Genomic DNA, 13,316 nt, shown 5'->3' on the forward strand with positions numbered 1-13,316 from the left:
CAATCCTTCCCCATGGGGTATAGGATTGCCGCATGCGTCGCCAAAGAGCGGCGCGCAGCGAACAAGAAACCTTGGGAGGAAACACGCATGGGTGAAGCGGCCCGCAAGCTTTCCGATTTTCCCTGGCTCGCGTCCTACCCGCCGGGCGTCGATTGGGGGATGCCGATCCCGGCCCTGCCCCTGCCGGTCCTGCTGGACGAGGCGGTGGCCCGCCATGGCGACAAGACCTGCCTGAACTTCCTCGGCAAGACCACCAGCTACCGCGAGGTGGGACGCATGGTGGAACGCGCCGCGCGCGGCTTCCAGGCCGCCGGCGTGGGCAAGGGCACGCGGGTCGGGCTGTTCCTGCCCAACACGCCCTATTACATCGTCTGCTTCTTCGGCATCCTGAAGGCCGGCGGCACGGTGGTGAACTTCAACCCGCTCTACGCCGAGCGCGAACTGGTCCACCAGATCAACGACAGCGGCATCGACATGATGGTGACGCTGGACCTCAAGCTGCTCTACGGCAAGATGGCGCGGATGCTGGAGGAAACCCCGCTGAAGCGGCTGGTGATCTGCCGGATGGCCGAGATCCTGCCCTTCCCGAAGAACTGGCTGTTCCCCATCGCCAAGCGGGCCGACATCGCGTCGATCCCGTCGGACGACCGCCATCTCTCCTTCAAGACGCTGGTCGCCAACGATGGCCGCCTGAACCCGGTCTCCATCAACCCGCGCGAGGACGTCGCCGTCCTGCAATACACCGGCGGCACCACCGGCGTGCCCAAGGGCGCCATGCTGACCCACGCCAACCTCTACGCCAACACGGTGCAGTGCGCGGCGTGGTACGAGGCGAAGGAGCGCGCCCCCGGCCAGGACCACTCCGGCCAGGAAAAGCTGCTCGGCGTGCTGCCGCTGTTCCACGTCTTCGCGATGACGGCGGTGATGAACTTCGGCCTGCGCATGGGGGCGGAGATCGTCCTGCTGCCGCGCTTCGAACTGGACCAGGTGATGGAGACGCTGGCCAAGGAGCGCATCACCCTGTTCCCCGCCGTGCCGACCATCTACACCGCGATCAACCACCACAAGCGGCTGAAGGAGCACGACCTGTCCTCGATCCGCTTCTGCATGTCGGGCGGCGCGCCTCTGCCGCTGGAGGTCAAGGAGGCGTTCGAGCGCACCACCGGCTGCACGCTGGTCGAGGGCTATGGTCTCTCGGAATCCTCGCCGGTCGCCACCTGCAACCCGGCGGTCCTGCACCCGTCGAAGAAGGGCTCGATCGGCCTGCCGCTGCCCGGCACGGTGATCGAGATCGTCAGCCTGGAGGAGCCGCGCCGCGTCCTGCCCCCCGGCGAGAAGGGCGAGGTCTGCATCCGCGGCCCGCAGGTGATGAAGGGCTACTGGAACAAGCCGGCGGAGACGGCGCAGACGCTGGTGGACGGCCGTCTGCACACCGGCGACGTCGGCATCATGGACGAGGACGGCTACACCACCATCGTCGACCGCATCAAGGACATGATCCTGTGCAGCGGCTTCAACGTCTACCCGCGCAACGTCGAGGAGGCGATCTACCTGCACCCCGCCGTCGCCGAATGCGTGGTCGCCGGCATCCCCGACGAGTACCGCGGCCAGACGGTGAAGGCCTATGTGCGGGTCGACGACGGCCAGAGCCTGACGTCGGACGAGCTGATCGCCTTCCTGAAGGACAAGCTGTCCCCCATCGAGATGCCCAAGCACATCGAGTTCCGCGGCGAGCTGCCCAAGACGATGATCGGCAAGCTGTCCCGCAAGGCGCTGCTCGACGAGGAGGAGCGCAAGCGCGCCGGGGGGACGGCGTGACTGCCCCAACCCCGGGCAAAGCCCCGCGCAAGGCCGTGCGCGCCTGGATGTCCGGGCGCGTCCAGGGCGTGTGGTACCGTGGCTGGACCGTCGAGACGGCCGGAGCGCTGGGCCTGTCGGGCTGGGTGCGCAACCGCTCCGACGGCACGGTCGAGGCGCTGTTCGCCGGCCCGCCCGACGCCGTCGACCGCATGCTGGAGGCCTGCCGTCGCGGCCCCCCGGCGGCGCTGGTCCGCGACGTGGCGACGGAGCCCGCCGACGACCCCGGCGACGGCCCCTTCGAGCAGCGCGCCACCGCCTGACCCGCTTTCGCTCCATGCCCGGTTCCATCCATTAGGATTCCGCTAACCATGCCGGCCGCAGGATGGGCGGCGTGGTCCCGTGGAACGGAGGGGAGGCGGTCGTGAGCGGGTCGGGCATCGGCTCTCTGAAATCCAGGCTCGCCAGCGCCTTCACCAAGGCGGCGGAGGCCAAGGAGAAGGCGGCCGGCAAGACGCCGGACGGCAGGGCGAAGACGGCCGCCACGCCGGCCCGTACCCCGTCCGGCCCGGCCGTCCTGCTCAGCGCCACCCTGGACGGCCTTGCCAAGCCCTTGCCCGGTCCCGCCGACGGGGCCGACGACGACGCGCTCGCCTCCCCGCAAAGGGCGCCGGAGTACGGCGACGCCTTCGCCGAGCGCCTCGGCGAGGTGATGGAGGCCATGGGACGCGACCTCGGCCGCATGCTGGCGGCGTTCGGGCTGGAGGACGACGCCGTCGGGGAGGCGGTGAAGGGCTTCACCGGCCGCTTCGGCGAGGACGACCGCAAGGCCGCCTTCGGGCGCATCGACGGTCCGCCCGGCGAGGCCCGCCCGCTCGCCCCGTCCGGCGCCGGACATCATGACGCCACCGCCGTCTCGGTCGAGGTCGCCAATGTGGAACTGGCCTTGCGGCAGGACGGCACGCCGCCGGGCCTCAACCTCGACCGCTCCAGCCTGTCGATGGCGCGGGTGTCGGAAAGCGCCCGGCCGCAGGGGCTGACCATCCGGGCCGACGGCTTCGGCGCGGACGAGCTGGACGGCATCATGCGGGCCTTGCAGGGGGGCATGACGGGCCGGCCCGAGGGGCTGGAGGGGGCGGCGACCCTGATTCCGAAGGGGGCTCCGGCCACCGACGGGAGCCTGAGCCTGTCGCTCGACCTGAAGGGCCTGCTGCCCACCGCCCTCGGCGGAAAGGGCGCCGAAGCGGCGGAGGCGATGGGCAAGGCGATTCGCAAGGAAGGCTTCGATGTCCGAATCTGACCGCCGGCCCATTCCCACTCCCTGGCTTTCCCCCTCTTTCCCCCGGGAAGGGGGATGGCGGGCGGGGAGTCTCGCCGTTCTCCTGCTGGGTCTCCTGGCCCCTTCCGCCCTCGCCGGACCACTCGACCGCACCGAGCCCGACCATATGGCGCCGGTTCCGCCCGGCCGCGACCTGCCGATCGCGCCGCCGCTCACCAAGTTTCCGCTGCCGCCGCAATGGATGACGATCCGCTCCACCCAGGACTGGCGCAAGGCCGGCCGGTTCGAGAAGGATCTCAGCAAGGACTGCGCCGCCCGCCGCTTCCGCGAACTGATGCCGATGCGCTTCCGCGCCTTCTTCAAGGGCGAGGTGCTGGGCGTCGCCTTCGGCCACGGCCTGAACCTGCACGACCCGCAGAAGAAGGCCGACCGCAAGCTGATCTACCTGTTCCGCAACGGAAACTCGACCGCCTGCACGGTCCAGTCGATGACGAACGAGGACGCCCGCGTCCTCAACGACGCCCAGCCCGACCCGAAGACGGGCGCCTACAAGAAGGGTTGAGCGAGTCGCCCATGGCCCTGGCTGGCCCTGGTTGGGATGGCTCCCGACCGCGCTCAGCCCCCGATCAGCCCGAGCTGCGGGCTGGACGGCTCGGCGAAGGCGCGCATCGGCATGCGCCCGGCCGTGAAGGCGCCGCGCCCGGCGGCCACCGCGTCGCGCATCGCCGCCGCCATCCGCACCGGGTCGCGCGCCTTCGACACCGCCGTGTTGAGCAGCACGGCGGAGCAGCCCAGCTCCATCGCCCTTGCCGCGTCCGACGCGGTGCCGATGCCGGCGTCGAGCACCACCGGAACCGGGCTGCGGGCGCAGATCGTCTCGATGGCGTGCGGGTTGCGGATGCCCAGGCCCGAGCCGATGAAGGCGCCGAGCGGCATCACCGCCGCCGCCCCCAGGTCGGCCAGCTTGCGGCAGGTGACGGGATCGTCGTTGCAGTAGGGCAGCACGACGAAGCCGTCGTTCACCAGCTCCTCGGTGGCGCGCAGCAGTTCCTCGACGTCGGGGTAGAGCAGCTCGCGGTCGCCGATGACCTCCAGCTTGATCCAGGGCGTGTCGAGCGCCTCGCGGGCGAGCTGCGCGGTCAGCACCGCCTCCTTGGCGGTCAGGCAGCCGGCGGTGTTGGGCAGCAGCCCCACCCGGCCGCCCAGCGCGCCGTTCAGCACGTCGACGAGGCTCTCCGCGTAGCCGTCCAGGCTGATGCGGCGGATCGCCATGGTGGCGAGTTCGGTGCCGCTCGCCGCCAGCGCGTCGAGCATGACCTGCTGGTTGGGGTAGCCGGCGGTGCCGAGAAACAGGCGCGAGCCGAAGTCGCGCCCGGCGATGGCCAGGGTGTCGTTGCCAATGGTATCGGTCATGATCGGTTGTCCTCAGCCGCCCTGGATCGGACGGACGATTTCCAGGGAATCGCCGGGGGTCAGCGCGGTGCCGGTCCAGCGGCGGCGCGGCAGCACGGCGCCGTTCAGCGCCACGGCGACGCCGCGCGCATCCTCGGCGATGCCGCGCCCGGCCAGCAGCTCGGCGACGGATCCGGCGGCCAGCGGTTCCTCGCGGCCGTTGACGCGGATGGAGGCGGCGGCGGTCATGCGGCGGCTCCCTTCGGCGCGAATCGGCTGGCGGCGAAGGGGCGCATCACCGGGTCGGTCTCGCCGGTCAGGATCAGCCGGGCGATGCCGTCGGCGGTGATGGGGGTCAGCAGCACGCCGTTGCGGTGGTGGCCGGTGGCGTGGATCAGCCCCTCCACCGGGGTCTCGCCGAGGATCGGCGCGTCGTCGCGGCTGCCGGGGCGGAAGCCGGCCCAGCTCTCCTCGATCGGCAGTTCGGCGACGCCCGGCAGGGCGCGCCACGCCCCCTCCAGCAGCGCGAACTGGCCGCCGGCCGTCAGCCGGTCGTCGAAGCCGCGCTCCTCCGTGGTGGCGCCGATCAGCAGGCGGCCGTCCAGGCGCGGGATCAGGTAGGTGCCCGGCGTCCACACGACGTGCCGCAGCAGGGGCAGCCGGGCGTCCATCCGCAGGCAGACCATCTGCCCCTTCACCGGCCGCACCGGCGGTTTCGCCACGGGCGGCAGCCCGTCGACCAGCCCCGACCAGGCGCCGGCCGCCAGCACCACCCGGTCGGCCGAGACGGTGACGTCGCCGACCCGCACCCCGGCGGCGCGCCCGCCGGAGACCAGCAGGGCGGGAGCGTCGCAGCGCTCGTGGATCCGCGCGCCCGCCGCCCGCGCGGCGCGCAGCAGGGCGGCGGCGAGCTTGCGGTTGTCGACCTGATGGTCCTCGCGGCAGAACAGGGCGCCGGCCACGCCGGGCTGGAGGTACGGCTCGCGTCGGCGGACCTCCGCCCCGGTCAGCCATTCCACCGGCAGGCCGAGCCCGCGCTGGAACCCGTGCAGGAAACGGACCTTGGCGGCGTCGTCGGCGGTCAGCGCGATGACCATGGTGCCGTCGGTCCGCAGATCGACGGACAGGCCGCTCGCCTCCTCCAACTCGCGCGCGAAGCCCGGCCACAGGGCCTGCGAGGCGCGGGTCAGCGGCAGCAGGCCTTCCTCGCCGGGCTCCGTCTCGACGCAGGCCGCCAGCATGCCGCCGGCGGCGTGGGTGGCGCCGCGCCCGGCCCCGCCGGGATCGAAGACGTCGACGGAACAGCCGGACGCCGCCAGTCTCCAGGCGATGGACAGGCCGATGCAGCCGGCCCCCAGGATGGCGACGGACGGACGCGCCCCGGCGGACGGGTGCGCGTGGAAACGCGGATTCGGTGCATGGACCATGCAACGGCTCCCTTCGCTGGCATTACCCAGACAGGTTCGATGGGTGTGATCTCAGCCGCGCGACCACCGCGCGGCACCCCAAGCCAATGCAACCACTATTTCCGGCCGGCGCCGGCTTTTGCAAGAGGAAATCGTTCAGGCGGCGGATCGTTTCCGCATCACAGAAGGATCGCCGCCGCCAGCCCCAGGAAGGCGAAGAAGCCGACCACGTCGGTCACGGTGGTGAGGAACACCGCGCTCGCCACCGCCGGATCGACGCCGATCCGCTCCAGCCCCAGCGGGATCAGCGCCCCGCACAGGCCGGCGATCACCAGATTGATGATCATCGCGCAGGCGATCACCACCCCGATCATCGGGCCGAACCAGACCAGCGCGATCACCCCCACCATCACCGCGAAGATGGCGCCGTTGATCAGCCCGACCAGCACCTCCTTGCCGACCACCCGCAGCGCGTTGGCCGAGGACAGCTCGTGCGTCGCCAGCGCGCGGACGACGACGGTCAGCGTCTGGGTGCCGGCGTTGCCGCCCATCGAGGCGACGATCGGCATCAGCACCGCCAGCGCGACGATCTGCTCGATGGTTCCCTCGAACAGCGAGATGACGGCCGAGGCGAGGAAGGCGGTGCCCAGGTTGACGGTCAGCCAGCCGACCCGCGACCGGGCGATGGCGCCGATGCCGCTGAACACGCCGGTGTCGCCCGACCCGCTCAGCTTGCGCAGGTCGTCCTCGGCCTCCTCGTCGATGACGTGGACGACGTCGTCGACGGTGATGACGCCGATCAGCCGCCCGGCCGTGTCCACCACCGGGGCGGAGACCAGCGCGTATTGCCGGAAGAGGTTCGCCACCTCCTCCTGGTCCATGGTGGCGGGGATGGCGTCGACCTCGCCGGTCACCAGATCGGCGATGCGCACGGTGCGGCGCTGGCGCAGCAGGCGCGACAGCGGCACCGCGCCGACCACCCGGTGCATGGGATCGACGATGAAGATGTCGTAGAAATCCTCCGGCAGATCGTCGGTGGCGGCGCGGATATGGTCGATGGTCTTGCCCACCGTCCAGAATTCCGGCACCGCGACCAGATCGCGCTGCATCATGCGGCCGGCGCTGCCCTCGTCGTAGGTCAGGTTCTCCTGGACGAGCGCGCGGTCCTCGGCCGGCAGATTCTCCAGGATGCGGGCGCGCGTCTCCTCGTCGAGATCCTCGATGACGTCGACGGCGTCGTCGGTGTCCAGTTCGGCGACGGCGGCGGCCAGTTCCCGCGGCTCGAACCGCCCGACCACCGCCTCGCGCAGGTCGGGGTTCAGGTAGGACAGCACCTCGCCGTCGAAGCCGGGGCGCAGGATCTCGATCAGCCCGTCGCGCTCGGCCGGATCGATCTGCTCGATCAGATCCGCGATGTCGGCGGCGTGGAGCCCGTCGAGCAGGGCCCGCACGGCGTCGCGCTCGCGGGCGCGCAGCAGCGTGACGATCTCGTCCACGAACTCCGGCTCGACGCCGTAGCGGCGTTCGTCCTCCCCCTCGTCGCGCGGCGACGGGGCGGAGGGCCGGGGGTTCGGCGTCTGGGGATCGGCGTGCATCGCGGCACCCTCCCTTTGGAACGAGGCAACGCCGGGGCGGCGGCGAAGGTCCGGGGCGGACGGTCGGCCGGCGTCGTCGGGGCTTGCTGGTTGGCGGAACCGGGTTTGCGAGCCCCGCTGACGGAACGTCTGGGCCGTCCGGCCGGGGGCGCCCACCAGATATAGGCGCATGCCCGCTTTGTCCAGTCCGGGCGGCCGGCAATCGGACCGGCGCCGTCGGCACACGTTACAAATCGCTCATTTCACGCTCTTGCACTGCGGAAAACTTCGTGGTCCCATGAAGAAAGTTTGCATTTTATCTTTTCGGGACGCACGCATGGAGTACGCCTTCACCCCCGTGGACGGACAGGACGGCATCCTGCTGTCGGGCCGCTGCACCTACGAGGACGGGCCGAAGTTCCACGCCATGCTGGGACAATGGGATTTCGGCAACCGGCCGGTGGTCCCGCTCGACCTGCGCTTCGTCACCTTCATCGATTCCGCCGCGGTCGGGATGCTGTTCATCCTGGCCAACCGCTGCCGCGAGGCCAACGGGCGCATCATCGCCACCGGGGCGGCGCCGCACATCCTGAAATCGCTGCGCCGCGCCGCGCTGGACAGCTACATCACCTTCCGCTGAAGCGGCGGCGGGGCGGCCGCCTCATCGCGGCCGGCATCCCGAAACGAAAAAACCGCCCGAAACGAAAAAACCGCCGTGCCGGTGAGCAGGGCGGTTCGTCGTTCCGGTCCAAGACCAGGGATCGTCAGCTTCTCGAAGACCCGGAGCGGAGGCCCTTGCCTCGACGCTCCGGAAAAATTCTGGCGGAGGAGGAGAGATTCGAACTCTCGATACCCTCACAGGTATGCCGCATTTCGAGTGCGGTGCAATCGACCACTCTGCCACCCCTCCGCGCCCCCGTTTCCGGGGTGGCGGGAACCTAACCAAACGCTTGCCCCCGCGCAAGCCCTTTTTGCGGAAAAATGCGAACAATCGCATCACCAACCCTGTTGACTCGCGGCGGCAGCTGCGTATAGATCCCCGCTCCCATGAACGGGCTTGCGCATCGAACGGTGGGCGAGCAGCCCGCCGTTTGTTTTGACATAGGCAGTGACGACGATGTTTGCAGTGATCCGCACCGGCGGCAAGCAGTACAAGGTCGCCAATGGCGACGTGATCCGTGTTGAAAAGATCGAAGCTGAAGCTGGCGCTTCCATCACGCTCGACGACGTGCTGATGGTCGGCGACGCCGGCAACACGACGATCGGCACCCCGACGGTGGCCGGCGCCGCCGTGGTGGCCGAGGTGGTCGCCCAGGATCGCGGCCCGAAGATCATCGTCTTCAAGAAGAAGCGCCGCCAGAACTACCGCCGTAAGAACGGCCACCGCCAGGACCTCACCGTCCTGCGCATCACCGGGATCAACGGCGCAGCCTGATCGGCCGGCGTCTTTTAAGGACAGGAGCAACACCCCATGGCACACAAAAAGGCAGGCGGCTCGTCCCGCAACGGCCGCGATTCCGCTGGTCGCCGTCTCGGCGTGAAGCGTTTCGGCGGCGAGAACGTCATCTCCGGCAACATCATCGTCCGCCAGCGCGGCACGAAGTTCCACCCGGGCGAGAATGTCGGTCTCGGCCGCGACCACACCATCTTCGCGATGGCCGACGGTCAGGTCTTCTTCAAGCACAGCTCGAACGGCCGCACCTACGTGAACGTGGTTGCCGCCAACGACCAGGTCCCGGCGGTCGCCGCGGAGTAACCGGGTCGTCGCGCTGCCGGTTTACCAGGCGCGCACGGTTGTGGGATAAAGTCGGGGGACCGGGCGACCGGCCCCCGATTTTTGTTTTGGTTTTCTGTGATCCGCTGACGGGCAAGGTCCCACGATGAAGTTCCTCGATCAGGCCAAGGTGTTCTTGAAGAGCGGCGACGGCGGCCCCGGCGCCGTGGCGTTCCGCCGCGAGAAGTTCATCGAGTTCGGCGGACCGGACGGCGGCGACGGCGGCCGCGGCGGCGATGTGGTGATCGAGGTCGCGGAAGGCCTGAACACGCTGATCGACTACCGCTACAAGCAGCATTTCAAGGCCCAGCGCGGCAACCACGGCATGGGCGCCAACCGCAACGGCGCGCGTGGCAACGACGTGGTGCTGCGCGTGCCGGTCGGGACCCAGATCCTCGACGAGAATCAGGAAACCGTCCTGCTCGACCTGACCGAGCCTGGGCAGCGCCGCGTCTTCCTGCGCGGCGGCGACGGCGGGCACGGCAACGCGCATTTCAAGACGCCGACCAACCGCGCCCCCCGCAAGTTCCACCCCGGCTGGCCGGGGCAGGAGCAGTGGGTGTGGCTGCGCCTCAAGCTGATCGCCGACGCCGGCCTGCTGGGGCTGCCCAACGCCGGCAAGTCGACCTTCCTCGCGGCGACCACGGCGGCCAAGCCGAAGATCGCCGACTACCCCTTCACCACGCTGGCCCCCAACCTGGGCGTCGTCCGCGCCGGCGACGAGGAGTTCGTCATCGCCGACATCCCCGGCCTGATCGAGGGCGCGCACGAGGGGCATGGGCTGGGCGACCGCTTCCTCGGCCATGTCGAGCGCACCCGCATCCTGCTGCACCTGATCGACGGCACCGCCGAGGACGTCGTCGCCTCCTACCGCACCATCCGCAACGAGCTGAAGGCCTATGGCGGCAACCTCGCCGACAAGCTGGAGGTGATCGGGCTGAACAAGTCCGACGCCCTGCTCGACGAGGAGGTCGAGGAGAAGAAGGCGGCGCTGGAGGCCGAATCGGGCGCCGAGGTCATGGTGCTGTCCGGCGCCACCGGCCAGGGCGTGCAGAAGGTGCTGTACCGGCTGCTCACCGCCATCAAGGAGTCGAAGGAGGAGGAGCCCGACGTCATCCACGCGCCGGTCACCCGCTCCATCCCGCGCCCGCCGGTCGGCCAGAAGCTGCCGGACGACGACGAGATGCAATGGGACGAGGAACTCGGCGAGTGGGTCGGCGGCGAGGACGACGACGCGGCGTTGGAAGACGAGGAGTTGGAGGGCGGGGAGTTGGAGGGCGGGGAGTTGGACGGCGAAGAGCTTGAAGACGCCCTGGACGAAGGCGACGACCTCGATGCCGAGGACGGCTCCGAAGAGGACGGCTCCGAAGAGGGCGGCTCCGAAGAGGGCGGCAACAGCGACAAGGACGGGACCGGCCGCCATGGCGCTTGAGACCCTCTCCCCGCTCGCCTCGCCCACCCTGCTGGACTCGCGCCGGCTGGTCGTGAAGATCGGCTCGGCCCTGCTGGTCGATGGCGAGACCCGCCGGATCCGCCGCGAATGGCTCGACGCGCTGGCCGACGACGTCGCCGCCTGCCGCAAGCGCGGGCAGGAGGTGGTGATCGTCACCTCCGGCGCCGTCGCCTGCGGGCGCGAGCATCTCGGCCTCGTCGGCCGCGCGCTGAAGCTGGAGGAGAAGCAGGCGGCGGCGGCCACCGGCCAGATCCGGCTCGCCCACGCCTACCAGGAGACGCTGGCCCGCCACGACGTCACCGTCGCCCAGGTGCTGGTGACGCGCGAGGACACCGAGGAGCGGCGGCGCCACCTGAACGCCCGCAGCACCATCGACACGCTGCTGAAGCTGGGCGCCGTCCCGGTCATCAACGAGAACGACACGGTCGCCACCGCCGAGATCCGCTTCGGCGACAACGACCGGCTGGCCGCCCGCGTCGCCCAGATGATCAGCGCCGACACGCTGATCCTGCTGTCGGACATCGACGGGCTCTACACCGCCGACCCGCGCAAGGACCCGGCCGCCACCCACATCCCGCTGGTGCGCGAGCTGACCCCGGCGATCGTCGACATGGCCGGCGAGCCGCCCCCCGGCTACAGCAGCGGCGGCATGGTGACGAAGATCGCGGCGGCGCGGGTGGCGCTCGCCGCCGGCTGCCGGATGATCATCGCCAAGGGCCAGCGCCTGAACCCGCTGGCCGCGCTGGAGAAGCGCCCCGAGGACGGCGGCGCGCCCTGCACCTGGTTCCTGCCCTCGGCCGAGCCGTCGAGCGCCCGCAAGGCATGGATCGCCGGCCATGTGAACACCGCCGGGGTGCTGACGGTGGACGAGGGCGCCCTGCGCGCGCTCGGCAACGGCGCCAGCCTGCTGCCGGCCGGCGTCACCGCCGTCTATGGCGAGTTCGACCGCGGCGACGTGGTGGTGGTGCGGGCGCCGGACGGGCGCGAGGTGGCGCGCGGCCTGACCGCCTACGCCGCCGAGGACGTCCGCCGCATCGCCGGCCGCAAGAGCCACGAGATCGAGGACATCCTGGGCTATCGCGGCCGCGACGAGATCGTCCACCGCGACGATCTGGTGGTGCGGTGAGCGCCAGCATCGTGCGTCCGCCGATCCGCGCCATCCTGTGGGACATCGACGGCACGCTGATGGACAGCGAGCCCTGGCACCACCGCGCCATGATCGAGGTCTGCCGCGGCTACGGCCACGAGGTGAGCGAGGAGGAGTGCGCGGCCTCGGTCGGCGTCGCCTTCCGCGACTATTACGACCGGCTGCACGCCATCCGGCCGCTGCCGGTCACGGTCGCCCGCTGGGCCGACGAGATCAACGCGCTCTACGTCGCCCGCGTCGCCGGGGTGAAGCCGCGCGAGGGCGCCTTCGCGCTGGTCGAGGGCTTCGCGGCGCGCGGCCTGGATCAGGCCTGCGTGTCGAACAGCGGGCGGGCGGTGGTCGACGCCAACCTCGCCGCGATGGGCCTGCCGCATTTCCGCTTCAGCATCAGCCGCGACGACGTCGCCAACGGCAAGCCGCACCCGGAGCCCTATCTGCGGGCGGCCGAGACGCTGGGCCTCGCGCCGGAATCCTGCGCGGTGATCGAGGACAGCCCGACCGGCGCCCGCAGCGCGCGGGCCGCCGGCATGCTGACCATCGCCTGGCCGCAGACCCCCGCCATCGTCTTCGACGCGGTGGATTACCGGGTCGAGGATCCGGCGGCGCTCGACTGGGACGCGCTGTGCGGCCCCGGTCTGCGGTAGCTCAGCCCCCGATTCAGCCCTTCGTGACGAAGAAATAGACCGTCATCGCCGCGCCGACGAGGATGACGAACCGGCGCAGGACCGGCGGCGGGATGCGGCGGGCGACCGCCGCCCCGGCGTAGCCGCCGGCCATCGCGGCGACCAGCATGATCAGCGCCTCGGTCCAGTAGACCGCGCCGCCGGCCACGAAGGCGATCACCGCCACCGCGTTCAGGCAGCCCGACACCAGCGTCTTCAGCCCGTTCATCGCGTGCAGGTCGGTCAGCCCGAAGACGCCGAGCGTCGCCAGGATCAGGATTCCGATCCCGCCGCCGAAATAGCCGCCGTAGATGGCGATGAAGAACTGCGTCACCAGCACCGCGCCGTGACCGACCGTGACGTTGCGGCGGATCCAGGCCGACGCCTTCGGCCCGAAGGCGAACAGCACCGTGGCGAACAGCAGCAGCCAGGGGACGATGACCTCGAAGGTCCGCTGCGGCGTCCACAGCAGCAACAGCGCCCCCAGCAGCCCGCCGACCAGGCTGACCCCCAGGAAGGAGGGCAGATGGATCTCGCGGATCTTGCCCAGCTCGCGCCGGTAGCCGTAGGCGCTGGCCAGCGCGCCGGGCGCCACCGCGACCGTGCTGGTGGCGTTGGCGTTCAGCGGCGGCACCCCGGCGAGGATCAGGGCTGGAAAGGTCAGGAAGCTGCCGCCACCGGCCACCGCGTTCAGCACGCCGGCGAAGAAGGCGGAGACGATCAGCAGCAGCGTCAGCATCGATAACCCTACCCGTCGAGGGAGAAATCCGCGGCGACTATGCCCGCCCCCCGCCGCCCGGCCCACTGCGTTTTCGTCGGGTCGGCCGTGCTG

15 protein-coding genes, 1 tRNA gene and 1 riboswitch are annotated in these 13,316 nt (G+C 70.5%); of the genes, 10 read left to right on the forward strand and 6 right to left on the reverse strand.

The window, feature by feature from the left end:
- Nucleotides 1–87: 87 nt before the first annotated feature.
- The 4 genes from J2847_RS07265 to J2847_RS07280 all read left to right on the forward strand — a co-directional run bounded on the left by J2847_RS07265 (nucleotide 88) and on the right by J2847_RS07280 (nucleotide 3,638).
- A complete protein-coding gene (locus J2847_RS07265) occupies nucleotides 88–1,818 on the forward strand; it encodes a long-chain-fatty-acid--CoA ligase (RefSeq protein WP_209778250.1) in 1,731 nt (576 codons plus the stop codon).
- A gap of 47 nt (nucleotides 1,819–1,865) precedes the next feature.
- Entirely contained in the window at nucleotides 1,866–2,120 is a 255-nt protein-coding gene (locus J2847_RS07270; protein ID WP_209778565.1) for an acylphosphatase, read from the forward strand.
- 101 nt (nucleotides 2,121–2,221) lie between these two features.
- Complete coding sequence (locus J2847_RS07275; RefSeq protein WP_209778251.1) at nucleotides 2,222–3,097, forward strand: hypothetical protein; 876 nt, start codon at nucleotides 2,222–2,224, stop codon at nucleotides 3,095–3,097.
- A gap of 145 nt (nucleotides 3,098–3,242) precedes the next feature.
- Nucleotides 3,243–3,638 (forward strand): hypothetical protein, encoded by a 396-nt coding sequence (locus J2847_RS07280; RefSeq protein WP_209778253.1) that lies wholly within the window; start codon nucleotides 3,243–3,245, stop codon nucleotides 3,636–3,638.
- Between the two features lie 53 nt (nucleotides 3,639–3,691).
- Here the strand turns inward: J2847_RS07280 and thiG are convergent, their stop codons facing one another.
- From thiG to mgtE, 4 genes are all read right to left on the reverse strand, one after another.
- Nucleotides 3,692–4,489 carry a thiazole synthase gene (gene thiG, locus J2847_RS07285; protein ID WP_233474341.1) on the reverse strand — a complete coding sequence of 266 codons (798 nt, stop codon included), beginning with the start codon at nucleotides 4,487–4,489 and terminating at the stop codon, nucleotides 3,692–3,694.
- Nucleotides 4,490–4,501: 12 nt separating this feature from the next.
- Nucleotides 4,502–4,717, reverse strand: coding sequence for a sulfur carrier protein ThiS (gene thiS / locus J2847_RS34055; RefSeq protein ID WP_233474342.1), 216 nt, complete (start codon nucleotides 4,715–4,717; stop codon nucleotides 4,502–4,504).
- On the reverse strand, nucleotides 4,714–5,895 hold the full coding sequence (gene thiO, locus J2847_RS07290) for a glycine oxidase ThiO (protein WP_209778254.1): 1,182 nt from the start codon (nucleotides 5,893–5,895) through the stop codon (nucleotides 4,714–4,716). Before thiO ends, thiS begins: the two co-directional genes overlap by 4 nt.
- Nucleotides 5,888–5,986: riboswitch (TPP riboswitch) on the reverse strand. (Overlaps the previous gene by 8 nt.)
- 67 nt (nucleotides 5,987–6,053) lie before the next feature.
- Entirely contained in the window at nucleotides 6,054–7,469 is a 1,416-nt protein-coding gene (gene mgtE, locus J2847_RS07295; RefSeq protein ID WP_209778256.1) for a magnesium transporter, read from the reverse strand.
- A 316-nt stretch (nucleotides 7,470–7,785) separates the two neighbouring features.
- Here mgtE and J2847_RS07300 point away from each other — a divergent pair, with 316 nt between their 5' ends.
- On the forward strand, nucleotides 7,786–8,088 hold the full coding sequence (locus J2847_RS07300) for an STAS domain-containing protein (protein WP_085555235.1): 303 nt from the start codon (nucleotides 7,786–7,788) through the stop codon (nucleotides 8,086–8,088).
- 180 nt (nucleotides 8,089–8,268) lie between these two features.
- Here J2847_RS07300 and J2847_RS07305 read toward each other — a convergent pair.
- Nucleotides 8,269–8,358: transfer RNA gene (locus J2847_RS07305), tRNA-Ser, on the reverse strand.
- 207 nt (nucleotides 8,359–8,565) lie between these two features.
- Between J2847_RS07305 and rplU the strand changes: the two genes are divergently transcribed.
- The 5 genes from rplU to J2847_RS07330 all read left to right on the forward strand — a co-directional run bounded on the left by rplU (nucleotide 8,566) and on the right by J2847_RS07330 (nucleotide 12,466).
- Nucleotides 8,566–8,883, forward strand: coding sequence for a 50S ribosomal protein L21 (gene rplU, locus J2847_RS07310; RefSeq protein ID WP_085555236.1), 318 nt, complete (start codon nucleotides 8,566–8,568; stop codon nucleotides 8,881–8,883).
- Nucleotides 8,884–8,919: 36 nt separating this feature from the next.
- Nucleotides 8,920–9,204 (forward strand): 50S ribosomal protein L27, encoded by a 285-nt coding sequence (rpmA, locus tag J2847_RS07315; protein ID WP_085555237.1) that lies wholly within the window; start codon nucleotides 8,920–8,922, stop codon nucleotides 9,202–9,204.
- A gap of 124 nt (nucleotides 9,205–9,328) precedes the next feature.
- On the forward strand, nucleotides 9,329–10,654 hold the full coding sequence (gene obgE / locus J2847_RS07320; protein ID WP_209778258.1) for a GTPase ObgE: 1,326 nt from the start codon (nucleotides 9,329–9,331) through the stop codon (nucleotides 10,652–10,654).
- On the forward strand, nucleotides 10,644–11,801 hold the full coding sequence (gene proB / locus J2847_RS07325; protein ID WP_209778259.1) for a glutamate 5-kinase: 1,158 nt from the start codon (nucleotides 10,644–10,646) through the stop codon (nucleotides 11,799–11,801). Before obgE ends, proB begins: the two co-directional genes overlap by 11 nt.
- Complete coding sequence (locus J2847_RS07330; RefSeq protein ID WP_209778261.1) at nucleotides 11,798–12,466, forward strand: HAD family hydrolase; 669 nt, start codon at nucleotides 11,798–11,800, stop codon at nucleotides 12,464–12,466. Before proB ends, J2847_RS07330 begins: the two co-directional genes overlap by 4 nt.
- 13 nt (nucleotides 12,467–12,479) lie before the next feature.
- Here the strand turns inward: J2847_RS07330 and J2847_RS07335 are convergent, their stop codons facing one another.
- A complete protein-coding gene (locus J2847_RS07335; RefSeq protein WP_209778263.1) occupies nucleotides 12,480–13,223 on the reverse strand; it encodes a sulfite exporter TauE/SafE family protein in 744 nt (247 codons plus the stop codon).
- Nucleotides 13,224–13,316 lie beyond the last annotated feature (93 nt).

The sequence above is a fragment of the Azospirillum agricola genome, assembly GCF_017876095.1.
Classification (GTDB): domain Bacteria; phylum Pseudomonadota; class Alphaproteobacteria; order Azospirillales; family Azospirillaceae; genus Azospirillum; species Azospirillum agricola.

Excerpts from the sequence above, each read along its gene's own strand:
- J2847_RS07265 (WP_209778250.1), top strand. The coding sequence starts at position 88 with ATGGGTGAAGCGGCCCGCAAGCTTTCCGATTTTCCCTGGCTCGCGTCC.
- J2847_RS07270 (WP_209778565.1), top strand. The coding sequence starts at position 1,866 with ATGTCCGGGCGCGTCCAGGGCGTGTGGTACCGTGGCTGGACCGTCGAG.
- J2847_RS07280 (WP_209778253.1), top strand. The coding sequence starts at position 3,243 with ATGGCGCCGGTTCCGCCCGGCCGCGACCTGCCGATCGCGCCGCCGCTC.
- thiG (WP_233474341.1), bottom strand. The coding sequence starts at position 4,489 with ATGACCGATACCATTGGCAACGACACCCTGGCCATCGCCGGGCGCGAC.
- thiS (WP_233474342.1), bottom strand. The coding sequence starts at position 4,717 with ATGACCGCCGCCGCCTCCATCCGCGTCAACGGCCGCGAGGAACCGCTG.
- thiO (WP_209778254.1), bottom strand. The coding sequence starts at position 5,895 with ATGGTCCATGCACCGAATCCGCGTTTCCACGCGCACCCGTCCGCCGGG.
- mgtE (WP_209778256.1), bottom strand. The coding sequence starts at position 7,469 with ATGCACGCCGATCCCCAGACGCCGAACCCCCGGCCCTCCGCCCCGTCG.
- J2847_RS07300 (WP_085555235.1), top strand. The coding sequence starts at position 7,786 with ATGGAGTACGCCTTCACCCCCGTGGACGGACAGGACGGCATCCTGCTG.
- rplU (WP_085555236.1), top strand. The coding sequence starts at position 8,566 with ATGTTTGCAGTGATCCGCACCGGCGGCAAGCAGTACAAGGTCGCCAAT.
- rpmA (WP_085555237.1), top strand. The coding sequence starts at position 8,920 with ATGGCACACAAAAAGGCAGGCGGCTCGTCCCGCAACGGCCGCGATTCC.
- obgE (WP_209778258.1), top strand. The coding sequence starts at position 9,329 with ATGAAGTTCCTCGATCAGGCCAAGGTGTTCTTGAAGAGCGGCGACGGC.
- proB (WP_209778259.1), top strand. The coding sequence starts at position 10,644 with ATGGCGCTTGAGACCCTCTCCCCGCTCGCCTCGCCCACCCTGCTGGAC.
- J2847_RS07335 (WP_209778263.1), bottom strand. The coding sequence starts at position 13,223 with ATGCTGACGCTGCTGCTGATCGTCTCCGCCTTCTTCGCCGGCGTGCTG.